This is a genomic window from Leptolyngbya boryana PCC 6306 (genome assembly GCF_000353285.1).
Lineage (GTDB): Bacteria > Cyanobacteriota > Cyanobacteriia > Leptolyngbyales > Leptolyngbyaceae > Leptolyngbya > Leptolyngbya boryana.
In genome coordinates this window covers 163,122-186,668 of record NZ_KB731326.1, presented here as the reverse complement: position 1 = coordinate 186,668, position 23,547 = coordinate 163,122, and the positions used below count along the sequence as shown (strand labels likewise).

Annotated in this window: 23 protein-coding genes; 17 read left to right on the top strand and 6 right to left on the bottom strand. The window is 48.6% G+C overall.

Annotated elements, in window-relative coordinates:
* Positions 1–329: 329 nt before the first annotated feature.
* From LEPBO_RS0134145 to LEPBO_RS0134135, 3 genes are read right to left on the bottom strand one after another with little or no spacing between them, the layout of a single operon-like run.
* On the bottom strand, positions 330–1,094 hold the full coding sequence (locus LEPBO_RS0134145; RefSeq protein WP_017292091.1) for a hypothetical protein: 765 nt from the start codon (positions 1,092–1,094) through the stop codon (positions 330–332).
* Positions 1,091–1,627: a hypothetical protein gene (locus LEPBO_RS39380; RefSeq protein ID WP_017292090.1), complete on the bottom strand. Its 537-nt coding sequence runs from the start codon at positions 1,625–1,627 to the stop codon at positions 1,091–1,093. The genes LEPBO_RS0134145 and LEPBO_RS39380 overlap by 4 nt, the downstream gene beginning before the upstream one ends.
* A gap of 15 nt (positions 1,628–1,642) precedes the next feature.
* Positions 1,643–2,230, bottom strand: coding sequence for a Uma2 family endonuclease (locus tag LEPBO_RS0134135; RefSeq protein WP_017292089.1), 588 nt, complete (start codon positions 2,228–2,230; stop codon positions 1,643–1,645).
* 509 nt (positions 2,231–2,739) lie between these two features.
* Here LEPBO_RS0134135 and LEPBO_RS43200 point away from each other — a divergent pair.
* Positions 2,740–2,910, top strand: coding sequence for a hypothetical protein (locus tag LEPBO_RS43200; RefSeq protein WP_017292088.1), 171 nt, complete (start codon positions 2,740–2,742; stop codon positions 2,908–2,910).
* Between the two features lie 95 nt (positions 2,911–3,005).
* On the opposite strand, the gene LEPBO_RS43195 is transcribed toward LEPBO_RS43200, so the two are convergent.
* Complete coding sequence (locus LEPBO_RS43195) at positions 3,006–3,146, bottom strand: hypothetical protein (protein ID WP_154660852.1); 141 nt, start codon at positions 3,144–3,146, stop codon at positions 3,006–3,008.
* A gap of 469 nt (positions 3,147–3,615) precedes the next feature.
* On the opposite strand from LEPBO_RS43195, the gene ltrA reads away from it, so the two are divergent.
* Positions 3,616–5,331 carry a group II intron reverse transcriptase/maturase gene (ltrA, locus tag LEPBO_RS0134120; RefSeq protein WP_017292086.1) on the top strand — a complete coding sequence of 572 codons (1,716 nt, stop codon included), beginning with the start codon at positions 3,616–3,618 and terminating at the stop codon, positions 5,329–5,331.
* Positions 5,332–5,768: 437 nt separating this feature from the next.
* On the opposite strand, the gene LEPBO_RS43190 is transcribed toward ltrA, so the two are convergent.
* Positions 5,769–5,969, bottom strand: coding sequence for a hypothetical protein (locus LEPBO_RS43190; protein WP_026149126.1), 201 nt, complete (start codon positions 5,967–5,969; stop codon positions 5,769–5,771).
* Between the two features lie 43 nt (positions 5,970–6,012).
* Positions 6,013–6,996 carry an AraC family transcriptional regulator gene (locus LEPBO_RS0134110; protein ID WP_017292084.1) on the bottom strand — a complete coding sequence of 328 codons (984 nt, stop codon included), beginning with the start codon at positions 6,994–6,996 and terminating at the stop codon, positions 6,013–6,015.
* A 358-nt stretch (positions 6,997–7,354) separates the two neighbouring features.
* On the opposite strand from LEPBO_RS0134110, the gene LEPBO_RS0134105 reads away from it, so the two are divergent.
* The 15 genes from LEPBO_RS0134105 (at position 7,355) to LEPBO_RS0134030 (ending at position 23,122) form a co-directional block, all read left to right on the top strand.
* Complete coding sequence (locus LEPBO_RS0134105; protein WP_026149125.1) at positions 7,355–8,446, top strand: alpha/beta hydrolase; 1,092 nt, start codon at positions 7,355–7,357, stop codon at positions 8,444–8,446.
* A gap of 277 nt (positions 8,447–8,723) precedes the next feature.
* On the top strand, positions 8,724–9,125 hold the full coding sequence (locus LEPBO_RS0134100) for a (R)-mandelonitrile lyase (protein WP_017292082.1): 402 nt from the start codon (positions 8,724–8,726) through the stop codon (positions 9,123–9,125).
* A 74-nt stretch (positions 9,126–9,199) separates the two neighbouring features.
* The gene (locus tag LEPBO_RS0134095; RefSeq protein WP_199326381.1) at positions 9,200–9,649 is read left to right on the top strand and encodes a cyclophilin-like fold protein; all 450 of its coding nucleotides are present in this window, start codon (positions 9,200–9,202) and stop codon (positions 9,647–9,649) included.
* A gap of 21 nt (positions 9,650–9,670) precedes the next feature.
* Complete coding sequence (locus LEPBO_RS0134090) at positions 9,671–10,165, top strand: (R)-mandelonitrile lyase (protein ID WP_017292080.1); 495 nt, start codon at positions 9,671–9,673, stop codon at positions 10,163–10,165.
* 116 nt (positions 10,166–10,281) lie between these two features.
* Positions 10,282–11,052, top strand: a complete 771-nt coding sequence (locus LEPBO_RS0134085) for an SDR family oxidoreductase (protein ID WP_017292079.1) — start codon at positions 10,282–10,284, stop codon at positions 11,050–11,052.
* A gap of 51 nt (positions 11,053–11,103) precedes the next feature.
* Positions 11,104–11,847 carry an SDR family oxidoreductase gene (locus LEPBO_RS0134080; RefSeq protein ID WP_017292078.1) on the top strand — a complete coding sequence of 248 codons (744 nt, stop codon included), beginning with the start codon at positions 11,104–11,106 and terminating at the stop codon, positions 11,845–11,847.
* A 123-nt stretch (positions 11,848–11,970) separates the two neighbouring features.
* Complete coding sequence (locus LEPBO_RS0134075; protein WP_017292077.1) at positions 11,971–13,020, top strand: NAD(P)-dependent alcohol dehydrogenase; 1,050 nt, start codon at positions 11,971–11,973, stop codon at positions 13,018–13,020.
* A gap of 13 nt (positions 13,021–13,033) precedes the next feature.
* Positions 13,034–14,041 carry an aldo/keto reductase gene (locus tag LEPBO_RS0134070; protein WP_017292076.1) on the top strand — a complete coding sequence of 336 codons (1,008 nt, stop codon included), beginning with the start codon at positions 13,034–13,036 and terminating at the stop codon, positions 14,039–14,041.
* Positions 14,042–14,267: 226 nt separating this feature from the next.
* On the top strand, positions 14,268–15,647 hold the full coding sequence (locus tag LEPBO_RS0134060; protein WP_026149123.1) for an APC family permease: 1,380 nt from the start codon (positions 14,268–14,270) through the stop codon (positions 15,645–15,647).
* A 17-nt stretch (positions 15,648–15,664) separates the two neighbouring features.
* Positions 15,665–16,303 (top strand): SAM-dependent methyltransferase, encoded by a 639-nt coding sequence (locus LEPBO_RS0134055; RefSeq protein WP_017292073.1) that lies wholly within the window; start codon positions 15,665–15,667, stop codon positions 16,301–16,303.
* 46 nt (positions 16,304–16,349) lie between these two features.
* Positions 16,350–17,969 (top strand): Na+/H+ antiporter, encoded by a 1,620-nt coding sequence (locus tag LEPBO_RS0134050; protein WP_017292072.1) that lies wholly within the window; start codon positions 16,350–16,352, stop codon positions 17,967–17,969.
* Positions 17,970–18,739: 770 nt separating this feature from the next.
* Complete coding sequence (locus LEPBO_RS0134045; protein WP_017292071.1) at positions 18,740–19,705, top strand: tyrosine-type recombinase/integrase; 966 nt, start codon at positions 18,740–18,742, stop codon at positions 19,703–19,705.
* 112 nt (positions 19,706–19,817) lie between these two features.
* Complete coding sequence (locus tag LEPBO_RS0134040; protein WP_017292070.1) at positions 19,818–20,402, top strand: hypothetical protein; 585 nt, start codon at positions 19,818–19,820, stop codon at positions 20,400–20,402.
* A 708-nt stretch (positions 20,403–21,110) separates the two neighbouring features.
* Entirely contained in the window at positions 21,111–21,959 is an 849-nt protein-coding gene (locus LEPBO_RS0134035; protein ID WP_017292069.1) for a ParA family protein, read from the top strand.
* Positions 21,959–23,122, top strand: coding sequence for a ParB/RepB/Spo0J family partition protein (locus LEPBO_RS0134030; protein WP_017292068.1), 1,164 nt, complete (start codon positions 21,959–21,961; stop codon positions 23,120–23,122). Before LEPBO_RS0134035 ends, LEPBO_RS0134030 begins: the two co-directional genes overlap by 1 nt.
* Positions 23,123–23,547 lie beyond the last annotated feature (425 nt).

The following is a 23,547-nucleotide window of genomic DNA, read 5'->3' as shown; positions in this document are numbered from 1 at the left end:
AGACGGGGTGACCTGTTCTCTCTTACCCGACTGGTGAAACGCAGGTATAGAAAGTATTTCAGCTTTTCTAAATGCAACAGTTCAAAAATCTTGAGCTTCTGAAACTGGCTCACAGTAGTAGTTCTAAAAATGATGGATCGAAATAGCTCCGGATCTCGATCTGTTTCGATCCCGACAGCTTTGAACACGCTTCGCGATCGCAATGTGGATTCTGGTATTCCACACGCGGTTCTGAGCCTAACTTGCACCAACATTCTTGAATCTGCTTCATCCCTTTCAACCCATTCAATCCCTGTTAAAACAAGCCATTTGGACTCCACGAACACCCGTCAATCCTCGACCTCAACTCGGATTCCGACTGGACTATAAAAATCATGAGCAGTGCGGCGAAGCCTGTAAGCATGGTTGCCTAGAAGAAACGCAAGCCACAGGTCAATGAAACACTCCTTGCGCTTCGACTCGATTCGGGAAGTCTTCAGCATGAAAATAAGGTCAAGCAGCGAAACCGTCCCGCGATGACGGTGTTGCAGTTTTTCCATCATTGCGATCAGTGCGTCAGTCCATCCCTGAATCTCTTCCCCATGCGAAAGATGGACGATTGCATTGAAATCCGGCTGCTCGACGTTCCGATCCGGTAACGCATCCAGCAAAGCTGCCGCATCATCAATCATCGCCTCGTGAATTGCCTTGACCATTTCTGACTCTGAGAGAGACTTCATAAAAAAATGATCCGGCACCGACCAGTACGCCGCTGAAGGAGAAGGCAAGGGCAGAAGTGGAATCGGCTCAATGAATTGCTCAAAATTCACCAACATCGATTGCCGCACAAAGCGATCGAAGAAGTCGATCGGCACAACCGGATCTCTCGATTTCTTCAATTCCGTGTTGACTTGTTCCATCACACCAACATATTTCGCTTCCACGATCGTCGCGAGTTGAAGAATCGCATCCGCAGCAACTTCGAGCTGGTGTCGCTCCTCCAGTCCTAACATGGCTGCATCAAACTCTTGCAATAGCTCAAGGAGTTGTGCCTCTTGAGGAAACGCGATCGCGTCCTGGAGATGCTCAAACAGCGGAATGTCTAATCGAATCATCGAACCGCCTCCAGATAGCAAGGGCGGATGGGACAACACTGGGGGTCGCGACGAACCTGAGCAGCAAATTTGCGAATCCCATACTCTTTGTACAGAACACTCAGCATATTTGCAGTGTAAGCTTCCATAATTGAAGGAGTCATGGCTTCGCAATGCACTGGAGTAATCTCTACAATCTGCTCATTCCCTTTCCACACTGAACCTGCGATCGCGTGAACTGGGGAATCGTATCCGGCTTCCCGATAGACAATCAAAACGGCATAAACAAGGTCAAGATAGGGAGACTCGATATTAAGCCGCTCAAATTGTTGTTCTTGCTGCTCGATCGCCTGTTTCTGGCTATTTATTTCAGTATTTCTAAGACGAGATCGCTTCGGTGGGCAGAGTTTGAGGTTATAACAGCCGTCCGATGGAATGTTTGGGTCGCGTAGAAAATTTTCTGGGTCTGTTTTCGGACTGCCGTGAAGTTGATGCACCTGATCGATGTGCAGTGCTGCACATTTATAACATTTAGCAGGCGCTTTTCTCGGCATGATTCACCCTAACGTTCATCTCGGCACGGCTAGAAGTTGTGCAGCGGTCAATTGTAAATTTGGGAACTGCGGCGACAGGATCAAATCCTCTCCTGCAAACGGACGAGATTGATAGGCTCCGTTCACCAGTTCCAGCACGTTCACGACGGATCGACCCGGATCAACCTGCCAAAGTTCAGAAATCCCACGCGCAGCATATTCTTTCGGTTTTTCAATATAATCGCGCCGATAGTTTTTACTGTTCGGATCGCCAGGTGACACAACTTCTACCACCAACAAGGGAACAGGCATTCCCATCCGAATGATTCTCCCACCTGATAGTAAAGCGCTGATTGACATTTCGCTATGAACAATCAAATCTGGCTGCCGTGCGCTCACTTCATCCGACTCAACCTCGATTTGATGCCCAATGGCTAATCGATGAGCAGGAATGCTTAAGGCTCCAAACGCAAAAGCGAGCACCATCGCGATCGTCGAATTAATGGGTTCTTCCGTTGGCAAAGCAATTAACTCTCCATTCACTAATTCGTAGTGTGTATCGGTGCCGTCATCGTATTCCAAATATTCATCGATCGTTTTGAATTGCAATTTGGCTTGAGTCATGGTAAAGTCGCGCTCTAAACTGATTTTATCCGCCTGAAATACCGACCATGCGGTAATTTTACTCGATTTCGCTCCCTCTGCGCCATTTAAAACAACAAGAATTTATCGATTGCAGAAACGGATAAACTCTTGACAGTCTGGACATCACAGCGTTCCTATTTTTATCATCGATTGATTCCGCTTAAAAAACCTCATTCTATACTGCAACAATACCGTAACTACAGATAATGGTTATTATTTGTAGTTAAGCAGCGGAATCAATCAAATTTGGGTCAAATCTACCTGATTCTAGGGAGTAAAATTGGTGAAATGCTGATGTAGCAAGAATTCTATAAATTCTGATCTTGATAGAATAACTGGAAAGGTAGAATCGCTGAATCCTTGAACGCTTACTCTGTCTAGATCAGGCGATCGCAAATCTTGATGGGACAAATCTTTCAGGTCAGCAGGAAGCTTGGTGGCGGAGTGAGCAGGCAATATTTGAGTCGAAGCGCTCTAGGGGAAAAAAGGTGAAATCTTGCGATATCGGGGAAGAGGGTAGCCCAGGGCATCAGGAGGCGAAACGACAGAAGTATCGGCGCGGTAGCTTCGCTCCACGCAGTGTTCGGCTGAAGGAAATCGAACACGCTTCGCGTGAGCCGCAAGCACCGACATTTGGAAATGCTGATGAGATGCAGTGAGACTTAGAACACCTGATCTATTATTTTGTGATTAGAGCTTGTAGAGATCGAAACAGATCGAGATCCGGAACTAAATCGATCCCTATGCGCGACCTTCAGCGTTGCGCCTCTACTGGGAAGCCGTCTTCCCCTTGGGTTCCTGCCCCATGTTCCCGTGTAAAAGGGTCACTGACCCCGCCTACGTCAGCAGTAAGTAATGAACCTGATGGAGTGCAAGGCACAAAAGCCTGAACCATTCCTAACCTCCAGGAATGTCAGGGCAAGGGAAAGCTGGATAAGGTGAACATCTGTGAATCAACATCAGTTCCGTTATCGACTAACAGGTGAAATGAGGTTGTCACACCTGAACCAAAAGGTACGTGAGCAAACTGAATCACTCGCAAGAGTTTCAGGAGAGGTTTGCTAGTTATAGGAGTAGCGAACAGCAGGTCTCCAGTCTCACCGGAATAGAGTTGGCACCTAAGTCCGAAGCGAAGGTAGAGCGCAGCGAAAAGGGTAAGCCCGATAGATTCTCAAAGCTAGGTCGAACCTTTGAGTAAGTCAACCGTAAGGAAGGCAGAATCATCTAGCGGGTAAAGGAAACGGGAGAAAGCGAAGGCTCTTAGTAACTTAAGAGATAGGGGTTCTAACTTTGCCCCATCCTGAAAGGGAGCAGACTTCCCAATGGTCTCAAACGATAAACCAACGTAAAGGAATTGAACCAGAGTGAAAGATAGATTCAACCTTGAAATCGGAGCAAAGGCACCACTGACGGATTGGACAACCATTCAATGGAAGTTGATCAAAAAGCGTGTGAAAAACCTGAGACAGCGGATTTATCGTGCGACACAGAACCATCAATGGAATCGGGTGAGAAGCCTGACCAAACTGATGTTACGCAGTTACGCGAACCTGCTGCTATCCGTGCGACGAGTCACACTCGAAAATCACGGCAAGAAAACGGCTGGGATTGATGGTCAGCGAGCCTTAACACCCGCTGACCGAGTGAAACTTGTGCATCAGATGCAGGAATATACGATGTGGAAAGTTCGCCCAACTAAACGGGTCTATATTCCGAAATCGAACGGAAAACAAAGACCGCTCGGAATTCCTGTTTTGCAAGATCGCGTCGCCCAAGCAATGGTCAAAAATGCACTCGAACCCAGTTGGGAAGCTCGATTTGAAGCCAACAGCTACGGGTTCCGCCCCGGAAGAGGCTGTCACGATGCGCTCAGGCAGTGCCACAGTCGGTTTAGCAGAGCGCGGGATAGCTGGATTCTCGATGCGGATATCCAGGGTGCTTTTGATCATATCAGCCATTCATCGATTCTCAATGCCATCGGAACGATACCAGGCAGGGAATTAATCAAGCAATGGTTGAAAGCAGGGTATGTAGAATCCGAAATCTTCTATCCAACCATAAAGGGCACACCGCAAGGGGGAATATGTTCACCACTTTTGGCAAACATTGCTCTGACCGGATTAGAAGACCTTTTATCTCAATACCAAAAATCTAAGCCTGCCCCGTTCTTTGATAAAGGTCGGGGAAAAGTCAGAAACAGAACGAGAAAGTCTAACGCATACGGTTATATTCGCTATGCAGATGACATGCTGGTAACTGCAACGACGAGGAAAGATATTGAGAAGATTGTCCCGGTGATCCAGCAATGGTTAGCGGAAAGAGGGTTAGAACTGAATCCAGAAAAGACAACCATCAGAAATATCAATGATGGCGTGAATTTTCTAGGAGTGACTTTTCGGCAATTCAAAGGTAAAACTTTGGGAATGCCTGAAAAACAAAAGGTTCTCAACAAGTTGAAGGAGATCAGAACCTGGCTGAAAAATCATAAACAAGTCAGTCCGGAGACGGTCATCAACTACCTCAATCCCATCATTCGGGGGTTTGGAAACTACTACCGCATTGGCAGCAGCAAACAGGTCTTGTCCTACTTTGACAAACAAGTCTGGCAAGCACTCTGGCGTTGGGCAAAACGAAGACACCCGAACAAAGGTCGAAAATGGGTCAAGGAAAAATACTTCCGCACTCATCAAAACCGAACATGGGCGTTCTTCGCACGAACACGCAATCGACGGGGAGAGACGACCTTCATCTCCTTATTTCGAGCAGCATCGATTCCCATCGAGCGGCACGTTAAGGTTGAAGGCATTGCTTCTCCAGACGACCCCAGCTTAAACGACTACTGGATGAAACGCTTGACCAAGTTCGGCAAGATCCGGTGGGAGAATGGCTCGAAACTGAGGAAAGTGGCAGAAAACCAGCAATGGCAATGCCCCCTCTGTGGAGAGCATCTGTTCAATGGGGAAGCACTGCATACCCACCATCGCAAAGCTGTGAAAGTAGGCGGCACGGATTCGATCGACAATCTTGTGCATTTGCACGTCGCCTGCCACAAACATCTTCATGCAGGTGGAGTTCTGTGAAGTATGAGGCTTGAGCGGCTTGATGCGAAAGTATCACGAGTCGTTCTGAGGGGAGGGAGACAGGGCGACCTGTTCTCTCTTACCCGACCCTCGATCGAAACTTTAACATTTCAGTCTCTGATTGCTACAACTCTCAGCAAACAAGCTTTTTAACCCATATTCACGGCTTTAACGTGGTTGAAGTTAACCCGCTCGAAATGCCCATTCTTGCGGGCTGATGAGATAGTTTTAGATCCAGGTTAAGCATAGCACTCTTTCTTAAATCCTCACTGCGTGAGCGTTTCCAGATGTAGCTCAATTCAAAAAACGCATCAATGCAGCGTAGCCCTATCTCAAACTCTATCTGTCCGTTTCTAAGTCTATCTTGAACCCTATCTTTCTCTATCCCGGTTACGATTCTCGGTTAGTGCCGCTTCATAGGGTGTTCGTCAGTTCCATCAGGCCGAATCCTGCTCGTCTTTTCGCACAACCTTGATGCCCACCTCACTGTAGAAATCGTCGTGCTTGCGCCGCAGTTCATAGGGATGGTCGCCCAGCAGCAGCGCCAGCCGAATTGCACTGGCTGGAAGATCCAATGCCTCAACCAACGCTGAGAATGACGTTGTTTCTTGAGGACGGGATTCTAAATGGGCGCTCAATTGTGCTGACCATCTTTCTACGTCTTCTTCATGCGACAGGAGATCATGTTGAACTCAGGGTCTCTCTAGCGGTTTCCCGCAACCGAGCCACATCTCGCATCGGTGGTACACCGAAGAGCCGTTTGTACTCCCGATTGAAGTGCGAAGCGTCGTCATACCCGACTCGGTAAGCTGCACTAGTCGCGTCCAGGTTTTCCCCCAGCATAAGGCGACGAGCCTCCTGAAGCCGTAGTTGCTTCTGGAACTGCAAAGGACTCATCGCCGTAACCGACTTGAAGTGATGATGGAAGCCCGAAACACTCATGCCTAACTCCCGTGCGATCGCTTCAATCCGTAGCGGCAGGTTAAAGTCTTGACGCAGCCGATCAACAGCCTTAGCAATGTGGTGGGTGTAGCCACCGAGAACGGCAATCTGACGCAGCCGATTTCCTTGCTCTCCCATTAGGAGTCGGTAGAGAATCTCCCGCTTAATCAGGGGTACGAGCACATGCGCTTCAGCCGGGGAATCTATTAGCCTGACGAGCCGTACAGCAGCATCCAACAGGTCTGCATCTAATGGACTCACATCGATGGCTTTGACACTCACCCCCCTTTGTCCTGAAGGATAGCCCGCCTCAACCATGACTGAACCAACCAGAGTGGGGTCGAGATCGAGACGAAGACCCAAGTACGGTTTCTCCTGGGTTGCTTCTAGAATTCGGCTGGCAATCGGCAGTTCGACTGTCCCCAGCAAATAATGCATTGGGTCGTACTGGTAGCGATCGCTGCCCAAAAGCACTTCTTTGCTGCCCTGAGCAATCACACAAAAGGAAGGAATCGAGACACTATGCAGGCACTCCGAAGGGAAGGAGGTGCGATAGAAGTGCAATCCTTTCAGCGGTTCGATAACGCCATCGTGACGAATCGCCCGTGCCATTCGCTCGGTCAGTTCCTCCCGGTTGGCTTGCGATCGGTCTGCCTCGCGCTTTGCCTGAGGGTCATTCATCAAAGCTCTACCAGACTTTTCACTCGTTCTTGCAGCGTTCATTTCTTATACTCGTTCCAAATAGATTTATAGACACATCAAGGTCTAGAAAGGGTTTGGCAGTTAAGCCTGTATAGAATCTAGCGTGGCTTCAATCGAAGTTGGTGCAAGTTTGCAGGATTGTACAACCATCCTAGACAATCATCCTATTGCTTGCTTTCCAGGATGCCTAGAATGAGGTTAAAGCAATGAAACGTGATTCCGGCTTCTTATAATCGTCTGGATTTCTCTTCAAGAGAACACTCAGGTTTGTTTGGTCAAGCGCTTCTCAGAATTGCACGAGAAGCATCCTCAAATCCACGGCAGGCATTGGTCGCTGTGGGAAAGCTTTGCGTGATAAAGCATCAACATGGAGAACTCAATGAAACACCGCGTTCTAATACCAACCCTCTTGATGAGTGCAATCTGCACAACAGCAGCATTTGCGATCGACAAAACACCCGTCTCGCGTCAGAGCGCTCAAGCACCCGTGCAACAGTCCGCTGTGGTCGAGGGAGCAAACAATTTCTACAAAAGCGACAAGGTGAACATGCAGAAGATTACGTTCAGAAACCAATACAACATGCAGGTTGCCGGGAATCTCTTCATTCCCAAAGACTTAGATCAGAACACCCAGAATCCGGCAATCATTGTTGGGCACCCAATGGGCGCAGTCAAAGAACAGAGTTCAAATCTATATGCCCAAAAGCTGGCTGAGCAGGGATTCGTTACCTTGTCCCTCGATTTGTCCTTCTGGGGCGAGAGTGAGGGGCAGCCTCGCAACGTTGTTTCGCCGGATATTTATGCCGAGGATTTCAGTGCTGCGGTCGATTTTCTGGGCACCCGACCCTTCGTTGACCGGAATCGGATTGGCGCGCTTGGAATTTGCGGCAGCGGCAGCTTCGTGATCAGCGCCGCCAAGATCGATCCACGCATGAAAGCCATTGCGACGGTCAGCATGTATGACATGGGTGCAGCCAATCGTAACGGGCTGAGGCATTCTACGACCCTTGAGCAGAGAAAGCAAGCGATCGCAGCGGCAGCCCAGCAACGCTATGCGGAGTTCACGGGCGGCGAAACCCAATATACAAGCGGAACCGTGCATCAACTCAATGAGAACTCCACTGCCATCGAGCGTGAGTTCTATGACTTCTATCGCACTCCCAGGGGCGAATACACCCCCAAAGGTTCGTCGCCGAAACTGACAACACATCCGACGCTGACCAGCAACGTCAAATTCATGAACTTCTACCCGTTCGATGACATTGAGACGATTTCGCCTCGTCCCATGCTGTTCATCACGGGTGACAATGCCCATTCGAGGGAGTTCAGCGAAGATGCCTACAAGCGTGCAGCCGAGCCGAAGGATCTCTACATCGTTCCGAACGCGGGACATGTCGATTTGTACGATCGGGTGAACCTGATCCCGTGGGATAAGCTTGTGTCTTTTTTCAATCAGCATCTCGGTCGGTAAGCGAACTAGCAGGAGAAACCATACTACCCAACTCGAATGGAAACTTCACAGGCAAGGTAGCTTTTGTCACCAGAGCAGCAAACGGCATTGGTCGAGCTACAGCGCTAAAGCCTTCAGGTTTGATTGAGCAAGGATTTGCTGATTGACAACTCGAACGGTAGAAAGGCTAACCTTGCTGCTTAACAATTTTCATCCCTGCTTATAGAGGAAGCAGCCAGTACTCAATCTCTACGATTGGACAGTAGCCCGTGTGGCATCAAGTAACCCAATTCAGACAATGGACATCAAACGAAGTGGCTCACAGCCTTCTGCCAAAGGATCAACCGAATATTTCACGGGCACGGTTCGCATTGATCCCCTATTCGAGGCGCATGATCCAGCCCGCACGTCCGGTTCCAGTGTCACGTTTGAGCCTGGTGCTCGAACGGCGTGGCACACCCACCCTTTGGGACAGACCTTGATCGTGACAGCGGGTTGCGGTCTAGTACAGCGATGGGGTGGAGCGATCGAGCAAATTCGATCCGGAGACGCGATTCAGTTTGCGCCGGGTGAGAAGCATTGGCATGGTGCCACACCTACGACAGCCATGACGCACATCGCCATTCAGGAAGCACTCGACGGTAAGGCGGTGGATTGGATGGAACAGGTCAGCGACGAGCAGTATGAAGGAAAATCCTAATGCTTTTCAGAAGGTTCTCTACCCAGGGAAAAAACTACCAGAAGAGGCTGCTAATTTGGGTTTTTGCTCTAGCGATGTCTCTAAGTTACTCAGCCTGCCATGCCGATAACAGGATGCCGAGCAGTGCCGCATCGAAGCTGCCGACTGAACTATCAACCCCGCAAGCAAACAGCATGAAGATCAACATCAAGGTCGGAAACCAAGTTGTGACAGCTACCTTGATCGACAGCAAAACGACGCAGGATTTTGTTTCCCTGCTGCCGTTAACGCTGACGTTAGAAGATTACGCGAAGACCGAAAAAATCAGTAATTTGCCCAAAAGATTATCGACAGAAGATGCACCCCCAGGCAGTGATCCATCTGTTGGAGATATTGCTTATTACGCTCCCTGGGGGAACTTGGCGATCTATTACCGAGATTTTGGATACTCAGACGGACTCGTGATCCTCGGAAAAATAGACGGTGACATCAAGGCATTGAATGTGCCTGGCTCTGTAGAAGCGACGATCGAGCGAATTCAGTAGAAACCGTTAAAGGAGATAGAAATGAAATTGCTTGCGACCGCGATCGTGTCATCTTCTCTGCTGGCTTTGGGTTTCGCTCCGGTGGAACAAGCACAAGCCCCGTTGAATAACACACCAATCGTAGAGGTGAGGCGAAACGGCTCGCAGCCCTCCACGAAAGGACTTGCCAAAAACTTTACAGGGGTTGTCCGCATCGACCCGTTGTTCGCAGCACGCGATCCAGCCCGCACATCTGGCGCAAATGTAACGTTCGAGCCGAATGCGCGAACCGCGTGGCATACCCATCCGTTAGGGCAGACGCTGATTGTGGCGGCTGGCTCCGGATATGTCCAGCAATTGGGCAGACCCATTCAGGAAATTAGACCCGGTGATGTGGTGCAAATTCCGCCAGGAGTGAAACACTGGCACGGTGCCACACCGACGACAGCCATGACGCACATTGCCCTTCAGGAAGCACTTGATGGCAAGAATGTGGACTGGATGGAACAGGTCAGCGACGACCAATATCGCCCTTGATCTCCGTGCTCGAAATTTTTGGGCATCGAGATGCACGTCCTTGGCTCCACCACCCAGCAATAAATCGTAGAAATCCCGGTAAAGACTTTCCGAATTAGCAACACAAGGAGTAGAAAATGACAACGAACGAGAATGCAAACTACATAGGAAAGGTTGCGTTTGTAACCGGAGCAGCGAACGGCATCGGTCGAGCGACAGCACTGGCATTTGCCCGTAAGGGTGCTGATGTGGTGGTCGCTGACGTTTCAGAACAGAGCAATCAAGAAACGGCACAGATGATCGAAGAACTCGGCGGACGATCGCTCGCTATTAAATGCAACGTAGCGCAAGCCGAAGACGTGAAGGCGGCTCTGGACAAGACGATCGAAACCTTTGGGCGGCTGGACTTTGCCTTTAATAACGCTGGTGTGGAGCAGAAGAATGCAGCAACAGCGGAAATCGAAGAGCAAGAGTGGGATCGGATCGTAGACACCGACCTGCGCGGCGTTTTTCTGTGCATGAAGTATGAAATCCCGCTGCTCCTCAAGCAAGGTGGCGGCGCGATCGTCAACACATCTTCAGGTGCCGGGGTCATCGGCATCAAGGGCGGAGCTGCATACACCGCCGCCAAACATGGCGTGGTTGGACTCACCAAGTCGGCGGCTCTTGACTACGCCTCGCAGAACATCCGCGTTAATGCCGTTGCCCCTGGTTATATTGATACCCCAATGATGGGGCGCTTCACTGGCGGCACTGCTGAAGGACGCGAACAGGTGATCGCAGAGGAGCCGATCGGACGGATGGGGCAGCCCGAAGAGATCGCCAATGCTGTCGTCTGGTTGTGTTCGGACGCGGCTGCCTTCGTCGTCGGACACGCCTTGGTCGTCGATGGCGGTCAAACGGTGTAGTGATGGTCGGAGCAGAGAACTTAATAGTTACTCAACAAACAGAGGAATCAGATGATTAAAGACAAAGTTGTGATTATTACTGGCGCATCATCAGGCATTGGTGAAGCAACTGCAAAATTGCTTGCCAGCGAAAGCGCTAAAGTCGTACTAGGTGCGCGTCGTGAAGACCAACTAAGACAACTGGTTGATGAAATTCAAAGCGCTGGCGGACAAGCAGCATATCAAGTGATGGATGTGGTGAACCCATCAGATAACACTGCGATCGTTAAGCTTGCTCAGGAAACCTTTGGTGGCGTTGATGTGATTTTCTTGAACGCTGGCATCATGCCAAATTCTCCACTGTCTGCCTTGAAAACCGATGAATGGCATCGAACCGTGGATATCAATATCAAGGGTGTCCTCAATGGTATCGCTGCGGTGTTGCCAACGTTTATTAATCAAAAGTCTGGGCATGTGATCGCCACTTCATCGGTTGCTGGATTAAAAGCTTATCCAGGGGGTGCAGTGTATGGTGGGACGAAATGGTTCGTGCGTGATTTCATGGAAGTTCTCCGCATGGAGTCGGCTCTTGAGGGAACGAACATTCGGACTGCGACCCTTTATCCTGCTGCCATTAACACTGAGTTGTTAGGTCAGATTACCAATCAGGATGTGGCTGAACAAATGACAGCCTTGTATCAGCAATATGGCATCTCACCGGATCGGGTCGCCAAGGTGGTGGCGTTTGCGATCGACCAGCCAGAAGATACAAACGTAACCGAATTTACGATTGGTCCAACCCCGCAGCCTTGGTAAGAACCTGACTCACTTGGTCCAGAAGGTGGATGAATGATCATCAGATGACAGCGATGATTTGCGATCACGATCTGTAACAACACCCTTCACATCCACAAGCATCAACTACAGGAACATTAATCTATGTACAATGCAAAAGCTTACTCTGCTGCCAGTGCGACTGCACCCCTCACTTCCGACACAATTGAGCGGCGCGATCTAACCGAAACCGATGTCCAGATCGAAATTCTCTTCTGCGGCATCTGCCACTCCGACCTCCACGCTGTGCGGAACGAGTGGAGCAACACAGCCTATCCGATCGTTCCCGGTCACGAGATCGTCGGTCGGGTCACCCAAGTCGGCTCAGCCGTGACGAAGTTCAAGTCCGGTGATCTTGTCGGAGTGGGCTGCATGGTGGACTCAGACCACACCTGCCCCCATTGCAGAGCTAATTTTGAGCAGTTTTGCCCGAACGTAATCTTCACCTACAACTCCCCAGATAAGCATCTTGGCGGGATGACCTATGGTGGTTACTCCGATAGCGTTGTCGTCGATGAACGCTTCGTGCTGCGAGTTCCCTCTAACCTTAAGCTTGCTGGAGTCGCGCCGCTGCTTTGTGCTGGCATCACAACTTACTCGCCGTTACGTCACTGGGGAGTCAGCGAGGGCAACAAAGTCGGCGTGGTCGGTCTGGGTGGATTAGGTCACATGGGCGTGAAGTTTGCTCATGCGTTCGGTGCCCACGTTGTTGTCTTTACTACGTCTCCTGACAAAAAAGAAGATGCGCTTCGCCTCGGTGCTGATGAGGTTGTAGTTTCCCGCAACACAGATGAGATGCAGAAGCACGCTGGCAGTTTCGATTTTATCCTCGACACCGTTTCTGCTCAGCACGACATCAACGCCTATCTCAACCTGCTCCGTCCTGATGGTCATGTTACCCTGGTCGGCGCACCTGAGATGCCCCTGGAAGTTGCAGCATTCAGCCTGATTATGGGTCGCCATACGCTCGGTGGCTCGAATATTGGTGGCATTGCTGAAACTCAAGAAATGCTTGACTTTTGTGGCGAACACAACATCACTGCCGATGTCGAAGTCATTCCGATTCAAAAAGTGAACGAAGCCTACGATCGCTTGCTCAAATCCGATGTGAAGTACCGCTTCTCAATCGATATGGCATCCCTGAAATCTGAATAACTGAGGAGACACCATGCAAAAACGCAAACTTGGCAATAGCAATTTAGAAGTTTCAGCAATCGGCTTGGGCTGTATGGGCATGAGCTTTTCCTATGGTCCGCCCAAAGACAAGCAGGAGATGACTAATCTGCTTCATGCGGCTGTCGATCACGGCATTACATTCTTTGACACCGCTGAAGTTTACGGTCCGTACTTAAATGAAGAACTGGTGGGTGAAGCCCTTGCTCCCTTCCGCAACCAAGTAGTACTTGCCACCAAATTCGGATTCGACCTAAGCCCTAATAAAGATCCTCGTGGAATGGCGGGTTCACCTGGACTCAATAGCCAACCGGAACACATCAAGGCAGCCGTGGAAGGTTCGCTCAAGCGCCTCAAGGTAGAGGCGATCGACTTACTTTATCAGCACCGAGTTGATCCGAACGTGCCGATCGAAGACGTAGCAGGAGCAGTGAAGGAATTGATGCAGGAAGGGAAAGTCAAGCACTTTGGACTCTCTGAAGCAGGCGTACAAACGATCCGTCGCGCTCACGCCGTTCAGTCCGTGACGGCACTTCAGAGCGAATACTCACTGTGGTGGAGAAAGCCTGAAGCAGAAGTAATCCCGACCCTTGAAGAACTCGGAATCGGTTTGGTTCCCTACAGTCCACTGGGTAAGGGCTTTCTCACGGGTGCGATCGACCCAAACGCCACCTTCGATAGTTCCGACTTCCGCAGCACCCTGCCGCGCTTCACATCAGATGCGCTCAAAGCAAATCAGAGCCTGATTGATCTGCTCAACAATATCGCGCAACGAAAGCAGGTGACTCCGGCTCAAATCGCGCTTGCGTGGCTACTGGCTCAGAAACCGTGGATTGTTCCGATTCCAGGAACTACGAAACTGCATCGCCTAGAGGAGAACATTGGGGCAGTGTCAGTCGAACTCACACCCACCGATCTGCGGGACATTGATGATGCCGCTGCCAAGATCACAGTGCAAGGGGCGAGATACCCCGAAAAGTTGGAGCAACTGACAGGTCGCTGAGGCTGATTGCAGGATTTAGGTCTAGCATAACTGCCCCTCCGACCAGATCATCCTGACAGATTGAGTCGAATGACAGCGGTCAGCCCCGAATCATAGCAGGGTTGCTGTGCTAAGGAAAAAAGCACAGCTTGGAGGGAAACAATGATGCAAGGACTCCAGTCGAAAGCGATCGCATCGAAGGCACAGAAACGACTCGTCGCAACTGTTCGCATCAAGGAGCAGAATCTTGAAGTTACTCTCTCGTCAAATGACTACGCTAAAACCTACACTATCCTTGCTGGATGCGATCGCACTAATCGTCGGCTTAGTGATCGGTGCAGGGATCTTTGAAACACCTGCATTAGTGGCTGCGAACGCGGGCAGTGCAACTGTTGCACTCCTCACCTGGGTTCTAGGTGGAGTCCTATCGTTGATTGGGGCACTTTGCTATGCTGAACTGGCGACCGCCTACCCCCATCCCGGCGGCAACTACTATTACCTGAGACGTGCATTTGGCAGAGCGATCGCGTTTCTATTCGCTTGGACACGGCTGAGTGTGATTCAAACCGGGTCGATCGCATTGTTAGCGTTTGTATTCGGCGACTATGCTTCGCAACTTTGGCGGCTCGGCACTTATTCTGCTTCGATCTATGCTGCGATCGCGATTGTTATTTTCACCGGATTAAATATTCTGGGCGTTCAACAAGGCAAGTGGGTGCAGAATGTTTTAGCCGTAGCTCAAGTCGCTGGGCTGTTAATCGTATCCGGGATTGGTCTTGCCTTCTCATTTGGAGCAACTTCGGGTGTTCCGATTGATCCCGCAACTTACACCTCTGTTCAAGCGTCGATCACCGCTCAAGCCAGCCTTCCCGCTTCTAGCAATCTTGGGATTATTCTGGTCTTTGTGTTGCTGACTTATGGCGGTTGGAACGAAGCAGCCTACATTTCGACAGAAGTGCGAAACGGACAGCGCAACATTGTTCTTGCTCTGGTTTGGAGCATTGCAATCATCACAGGGGTCTACCTGTTGATTAACTGGGCATTAGTTCGAGAATTAGGATTGGTTCGGATGGCAGCATCGGAGGCAGTCGTGGCTGAGTTGATGCGATCGACGGTCGGGATTGTTGGGGTGGTCTTGATCAGTGGATTAGTCGCGATCGCAACCCTTTGCTCGATCAATGCCACCATTTTTACAGGCGCTCGAACGAACTATGCACTAGGGCGGGACTTCTCAATTTTTTCCCTGCTGGGACGCGGACGCGAAAGTAATCCGACCAATGCACTGCTGGTACAAAGTGCAATTGCCCTGTTGCTAGTCCTTGTCGGGAGTATCACCCGACAAGGATTCGAGACAATGGTAGACTACACGGCTCCTGCGTTTTGGTTCTTCTTTTTACTCAGCGGCATCTCGCTGTTTGTCCTACGCAGGCGCGAACCGGATGTTGAGCGTTCATTTAAAGTTCCGTTGTATCCCCTGACTCCACTTTTATTTTGCGGAATTTGTCTCTATATGCTGCAAGCCAGTTTAGCTTATACCGGATGGGGCGGTTTACTTGGGGTGGTTGTGCTTTTGCTGGGATTACCTTTGCTGTGGTGGACGAATCGAACTTCATCGAGTCAACGTTAGAAATCTGGAGAATAGTTATGATTTCACTGTACCGAGCGATCGTGATCTGCGCGATCAGTATCAGTCTCATCAGTACTGGCTGTAGTAGCCGCACTAGCGATGCAACGGTTGAATCTGCTCCGGCTGAAGCACAATCGCCTCCTGTCCAGTCTCCACCGTTACGTTCGCCCGATGTGGTGTATGTGCCAACTCCACCCCAAGTCGTTGAGCGCATGTTAGCAATCGCCAACGTCAATCAAAACGATGTGCTGTATGACTTAGGGAGCGGCGATGGACGCATTCCGATTACGGCGGTGCAACAACGGGGGGTACGCCGTGCAGTGGGAATTGATATCAATCCGGAGCGAATCAGCGAAGCAAATGCGAATGCCCAACAAGCAGGCGTAACTGACCGCGTTCGCTTCCTCAATCAAGATCTCTTTCAAAGCAATTTTAGTGACGCAACGGTCGTCACGCTGTACTTGCTACCCGAATTAAATGTCAAACTTCGACCCCAGCTATTGAGTCAATTGAAACCTGGAACGCGGATTGTCTCCCACGATTTTGATATGGGCGAGTGGAAACCCGAACAAACAGCACAAGTAGAAGTGGATGGACGAACTCACAATGTCTACTTTTGGACTGTGCCTGCAAACCCACCTGCTAACTTACGTTAGGAAAATTTGTTCGAGAAAACCTTGGTGTGAATAAACTCAACTCCTAATGCAAGACATTTTCATTCAATATATTTGCCTGATCTTGATTATTCTCGGACTGGTCATGCTCGCGAATAAGCTGCAATTGGCTTACCCGATCGTGCTTGTATTGGGTGGACTCGCGCTGAGTTTCGTTGCTCCGTTTTCAAATATCACCATTAATCCAGAGCTAGTTTTCCTTATTTTTCTCCCGCCCTTGCTCTATGAAGCGGCGTGGCAAGTCTCGTGGAAAGAATTCTGGAAATGGCGAGGGCTGATCATCGGGTTTGCGTTTCCGATCGTCCTCTTAACGTCGTGCGTAATCGCAATCGTCTCTAGTGCAATTATTCCCGGTTTTACTTTAGCGCTGGGCTTTTTGTTGGGTGGCATTGTCTCACCCCCTGATGCTGTTTCCGCAACGACAATCATGCGGCGGGTCAGCGTGCCGAAATCGCTCGTCAGCATTGTCGAAGGCGAAAGTCTACTGAATGATGCCTCGTCGCTGATCGTGTTTCGCTTCGCATTAGCGGCAGTCCTCACCGGACAGTTCCAATTTCAAGCCGCAGCCGTTAACTTCGTCGCTGTTATTCTCATCGGAATCCTGAGCGGACTCGTGGTTGGCTTGATTTTCTACGGCATTCATCGCTTATTACCGACAACGCCTAGTATCGAAATCGTCTTAACACTGGTCACGCCCTACTGTCTGTATTACTTTGCTGAACACTTTCATGTTTCGGGCGTGCTAGCGGTCGTTAGTGGTGGACTGCTCTTATCGAGCAAGCGCAATAGTTTACTGAGCTACCGGAGCCGGATTGAAGGCGTGAATGTATGGACGAATCTAGTCTTTGTCTTGAATGGGTTGATTTTTCTGCTCATCGGACTCGAATTGCCGTTTGTCACTCAGCAGCTTGGCAACATTAGTTTAGGCAGTGCTGTTGGGTATGGATTGATCATCGCGATCGTGCTGATCGCAACCCGGCTGCTTTGCACGTTAGGAACTTCTGTTTGGATGAGAGTGATGAGCCGTTTTATCCCGGTGTCAGACCCGAATCCGGGATGGCGAGGTCCGCTGATTTTTGGCTGGGCGGGAATGCGCGGCGTGGTATCGCTCTCTTCCGCGCTTTCCGTCCCGATACTAACTGAAGTAGGACAGCCGTTTCCCTACCGTGAACTCATTCTCTTCATCACGTTCATCGTCATTCTCATTACTCTAGTATTTCAAGGATTAACGCTGCCCTGGCTGATCCGCAAAGTCCATCTCAGAGATCGCTTCACTCTTATCCCTCAACAACAGCAGGAGATCATCATTCAGAAGAAAATCGCACTGGCTTCGCTTCGATTTTTGGAAGAAAAGTATGGTGCAGAGCGATCGCGAAACGAACACTTGGATAATTTGTTCTCGAAGCTCGAAATTGATCTGAAGTTTTTCGATCGGCAACTCGCAGAATCAAATTTTGCATGGCAGAACTCATTAACAGGCTACCAATCGATTTACCTGAAAGTGCTGGAGCGACGACGCGAGTTACTGAACAAAATGAATCGCCGTGCCGAGTTTGACGAGGAGTTGATCAGGAAGTATCTTTTATTAACCGATGTGGAAGAATTCAAAGTTCGGGAGATAGGGGCACAGGAATCCGATACCGAGTAAGGAGAAATGATAAGGGGTTGGAAGCAACGCCTGAAGTCGAAGAAATTGACCTCGAAGTGTAATGCACTAATGGAAGTGTATTGCACTAATGTATGAGGAGGACATAGAAGCGTAGGCAAGGCGATTTCAGCGTATTTTGGAAGTGGCTGAAGTAGAGTTGGTTTCTTTATAGACGTTTGGGCAATCGATCGACTTGCCGTGGATTGAAGTGTGGATAGGGCTGTTACTCGGTGGCGATCAATTAGAAGACCAAGGAACGGACTGCTATGCTGGCGAGATTTAGGGTCATCATCGACTGTCAGTTCCGAAAGAGCCTGAGTGCTGAATGAAACGAATGATAAGCTTAGATCGATTTAGATTCGGATCTGGATCTATTTCGACATCATCTGATGAAATACTTGCGGTGCAATGATTGCAACATTTATGAATGGAACAGTTCTAAAATCTTGAGCTTCTAAAACTAGCTCACAATTGAGGTTCTAAAAACGATAAATCAAAATAGATCTGGATCTCGATTTGTTTCGATCTCCACACCTAGCAACGATTCCGAACCCGACTCGACCTTAGCAAGATTTAGGACACACTGCCAATCAAATGGTTTTGCTTGGGAGCCAACAGCTTTTGAAATCGAGAAGAACTCATAGAGAACACGACAAAAAGCAGAATTTGGCGAAAGCTTCTCTGCCCTAGTTATTGGGGGCATTCATCGAGTCAGTTCCAGAAAGGCTAATCCTGATAAGGTGGAAGTATGCAAGCAATTGAACCGAAGAATGCCCCAGTCCATTCCTGATCCCATTTTTGTTGTTCGCACTCCTGCCTCTCAATCTCCAGCACTAATATCACCTGCTGTAGATTTGAGAGCATCTCGGATTGAAGAGTTCTTGATAGCACGATCGCTCTCAGAAAACAGTAAGCGTGCCTATCGACAAGATTTGAAAGCCTTTACCGATTGGACAAATGCACCGTGGGCGATGGTTAGCCCACGAATGGTGGCACAGTTCAAAGCGCACTTGATGCAGAAAGAAAACGGGAAACGTGTGCGCTCTGATGCCACAGTGCGGCGAATTCTTGGAACATTAAAGAACTTTTTCGGCTGGATGGTGCGCTCTCGCTATATTGAGTTTGATCCGACTCTAGAGATTGATTTACCCAAGCTGCCGGAACCTGAAGCAGATGCCCTATCAGAAACCCAAGTAGAAAAACTGCTCGATGCTGCGATCGACGAAACAACCCTACCTGAACGAAATTTGGCAATTCTGATGCTCCTGCTACATGGACTGCGAGCGAGTGAAGTCTGTGCGCTCAATGTTGAAGATTACCAAGATGGCAGGCGCTTGCATATCCGCCAAAGTAAGGCAAATAGCAAGGGAACAGTGCCCCTGAACGCAGCAGCAAGAGCAGCGCTCAACGGCTATTTGGGCTGGCGCAAAGAACGAGGAGAGGCACTAGAATCCAGTGATCCACTATTTGTGTCCTATTCGCGCCAGAATGCAGGCGCACGGTTAGCGTATGGGGGCATTCGCACCCTCGTTGACAAGCTAAGTGAGAAGACGGGGATTGACTTTCATTCGCATCAGGGGCGGCATACGTTTGGGACGAATCATTTAATGGCGGGAATGAACCCACACCATATCATGACGATCATGCGTCACAAGAATCCGAATAACTTCCGCCGATACACGAAAGCAGCAGAGCAAGTCGCAGCAGAAAAAGAGTTTTATCGATTTGAAGAATAACCAGAGTTGCTAAGCGACAAAGCGAGAGGTCGAACGATTGTTTTTACTTAGGCTCCACTGTTAAAGTAGACAGTACCCTCCATAAAACGGTTTTAGGCGAGCTGTCATTAAGATGAATGGTAGACAGGATCAAAATAAGCGTTTAAGTTCTTTGGGCAAGAAACTCGCGTATCTCGTTCCTCTCATAGTAACAGTAGTTGCTGCATATTTTGGAGCTTTAGCTGTGCCTGAATTTGGGCGCTGCTTCGGTTTTGAGCCAGGAGGGTCTACTCATCCGCTCTGCCCGTACAAACCGACCAAAAATCAAGCTGCACCCCCTCAATTCCCACTTGAAACTGGATCTTATTCTGCTCAAGGATCGCTCTATCACAACTCATGGCAAGAAATCGCTAGCACCCCAAATCGAAGTTGTATTGTTCAGGTTGCCGGACCCACGAACGCTTTTACAGAAGGGAATCTACAAACGACGATCAGCAGCATCTCTTGGCACGATGGAGATTTCTATGTCGATGCTACAGGGTTTGCTATCTCAATCCACAGCTCTACATCGTTTCGAGATGGGTTTGGTCCTGATATCTGGCATCATCAAACGAGTCGATTAGGTCATATAGACCAACTCAACCAGTGTCTCTCAAGCAAGGATAAATACGTCAAGACAGAGATTGAGAAGACCTTCATCCCTAAGCGAGCACAGTAAAGAAGTCATCAAACTTATCGTCATCCAATACGTTCTATCGAAAGGGTGATCGCACCTACAACTAAACAGTTGCTTGATCCTTGCTGTGGATTCTGGTATTCCACATGAATAAATATAGTAGAAATTTAGTCCATCATCAGAGAAATGATGATATTGTATATTTCATCTGTGGAATACCAGAATCCACATCTTTCAATTTTTGACCTAGCGAGAGTGCAAACCATTGCTAATGGGAACTTCAATGGTCTATCGCTTAACAAAGACAAATAAGGCACTGTCTTTCAGAATTTAATTCGGCAACTTTACAAGCAATCGCTTTGTGGCAACTCTAAAGCAGTCAACCTTCAAAACCCAGTCGTTTTGTCGATCGAGACGAACGCAGGTGGTGTTAGTCCACCATTGCTTACAACCTTCATATAAAACACCGCATATAAGTCATCTTCGATAAACATTCGCCTGTTTCTTGCTGTGGATTCTGATATTCCACAAAAAACTGAAAAGACATAACAGAACTTTAGCGCAGCGTGAAGGAAATAATGATATTGTGTATTTCATCTGTGGAATATCAGAATCCACATCTTTTACTCTTCGGCTTGGTGGAATTGAAAGTCTCTATCCATGAGGCTTTCAACGGTTATTGTTCAATAAAGGCAGGCAATCAGGTCACTGTCTTCCAAAAATTAGCGCAGCAACTCTACAACTAGCTCTATGGCATCTTCAAAACAGTCAACGTCCAAAAAGCCAGTCGTTTTATCGATCGAGACGAATGCGGGTGGTGTCAGTAAGTCCACCATTGCTTACAATCTTGCCTATGAGCTTGGAGTAATGGGATTTCAAGTCGGTTTGATCGAACTCGATCCAAACCTATCCCTTGCCTTATTTTGTGGTCTGATAAAACAAGGGAAATTAGCAAAAGAGATTCCTGGAACAACGGCTGACGTTCTAGATTCAGAGTTCGATGGAGCCTACCCCTGGATCAGCATCTGGGAGGATAAAACGAAAAATGTCCAGATGTGCGTTGGTGGAGATCCGCTCTATGGCAGCATTCGCCAGATCGATCGAGACCCGATGGGAGTTATGACGCTCGCGAAGCGATTCAAACAGTACCCAATCAACAAAGATTTCATCATTATCGATTGTCCTGCAACTCTAGAGCCACTCCCTTTCGTCGCGCTGGCTGCCTCGACGCATGTACTCTTGCCCATTCACCCAGAGTACAAAGCAGGATTTGGCACGGCAACTATGCTGGCTTGGTTTGACAAAAAAATCAATGACCTCGATCGCGACCCGCCTCCGAAAATTGTTGGTATGGTTGTGAGCCGAATCAAATCTGATTGGGAATTTCAGCAAAAGATTGCAAATTCGATCGAAGTCGTGGCGAAACGAAGAAAGCTCCGATACTTTACTCCGATTCCAGAAAATGCCTATATTGCCAAAGCTGCTGGAAAAGGACTTCCGTTGGGCTTATACCGTCGCAATGAACCTGTGAGAAAGCAATACCTAGAAATTGCTCAAGCTTTGATTGACGAATTGAACACAAGTCGAGGAGCGGTGTAATGGTTAAGGAAAAAAGTCGTCGAGTTGATGAAGACTTCTTGGGTCTTTTTGGAAGTGATGCAGAGTCTCAGGTTGAAGAATTACAGGCAGAAATCCAACGACTGAAACAAGAGAATTCTCAACACCAGTTGAGTGAAAGCGATCGTCATAAATACGAGTCCCTACTCGCTGATCTGCGTCAACAATTAAGCTCAAAAGGAGTCGTCCGAGTCTCAATTAAGGCAATCAAACGGAATTCCAAGCAGCCAAGAGAAACTTTTACAAGCGCGATGATTGCTGAAATGGCAACCTCGCTTGAAGAAGAAGGGCAGCTTGATCCTATTATTCTGCTACCCGGAGAGATTTTATTCGATGGAGAATGTCGTTGGCGTGCAGCAACTGAGATCTTGTTCCCGACAAATCCAGAAAGATGGTCAGAACTCGATGCAGTTTATTTAGATCAAGAATTATCCGAAGAAGACCTCCACGGGAAGGTTTTAGCGGCAAGTATTCGCAATGGGCTAAATCCACTAGATCTAGCTAAGGCACTTATGCAGCAGTGCCGATACGTTGTCAATTTAAGCGATGACGAAGTTGTAAAAGCTTTAAGAAATGCGGTACGGCGAATAGAGCGGCGTGGAGAGCTTGCTCAGTTAAAAGAGATAATGGGACTTCCGCTTCACGATCGAGAGACTCGATTAAAAGCTTTGGATCTCGATGAAGCAGAACTGAGGATTTTTCAAGTTCTCATGCGGTTTAAGCAAAACCCTAGCTCTGTCAATGCTAATGTGTTTCCTAAACTTAAACTGCCTGAAGATTTGAAGAAAGCAATTCGATTTGATGGACTAGAAGTATTTGCAGCAGACGCACTTCAACGTATTTCTGCAAAGAACTTAGGGCTTGAGGCGGAAGATGAAGTTGTTGGAATTCGAGCAGATGCAACTGCACACGTCATCAAACACAAGTTAAGCAAAACAGAAACACAACAGTATGTTGCAAACTTGATCGCAAATTACAGCCCAAATGCTACCTCTGAAGCGGATAGAAAAGTCGATCGATTCATTCAGACGATCGAGCAAGCGAGTTTTAGTGATTTTGAAGAAAGCCAACTCAAGAAGATTCTGGCAGCCTTCAATGCAAAAACACGCGAGTTAAAGCAGTATCTGAAATCCGAAAAATCCTGACTAATCTCATCCAAATAGGCGATCGTGTGTCGCTCAATTCGAGATGCCTCTGTTTGAATTCATATTCAAGCAGGATTGTTTCGCTGTGACAAACCATCCACAAACCCTTGATTTACGACAACAAAGAGTTGTGTTCTGATTTTCGTCAAGAGCCGAGCTTGAGCCAATTAAATCGCTTGAAGTCAACGCAATGACGATCGCGTTAAAAATCGATTCATTCAAACTTTCGTGCCACAACGATTCCCGAACTGCTATACTTTTTCGCAACTTTCAGGAAAAAGCAGAACCTCTGTAATTACTGACAAGTGATCCACTCTAGGAAGATAACGATAAAATTCTGGAGTCTTCCAGTGGATCAGAGAATCTTCAACTACAGCAAAACGTTTCAAGCATTTTGTTAAAATTTGCGGTATTCTTATGGCACG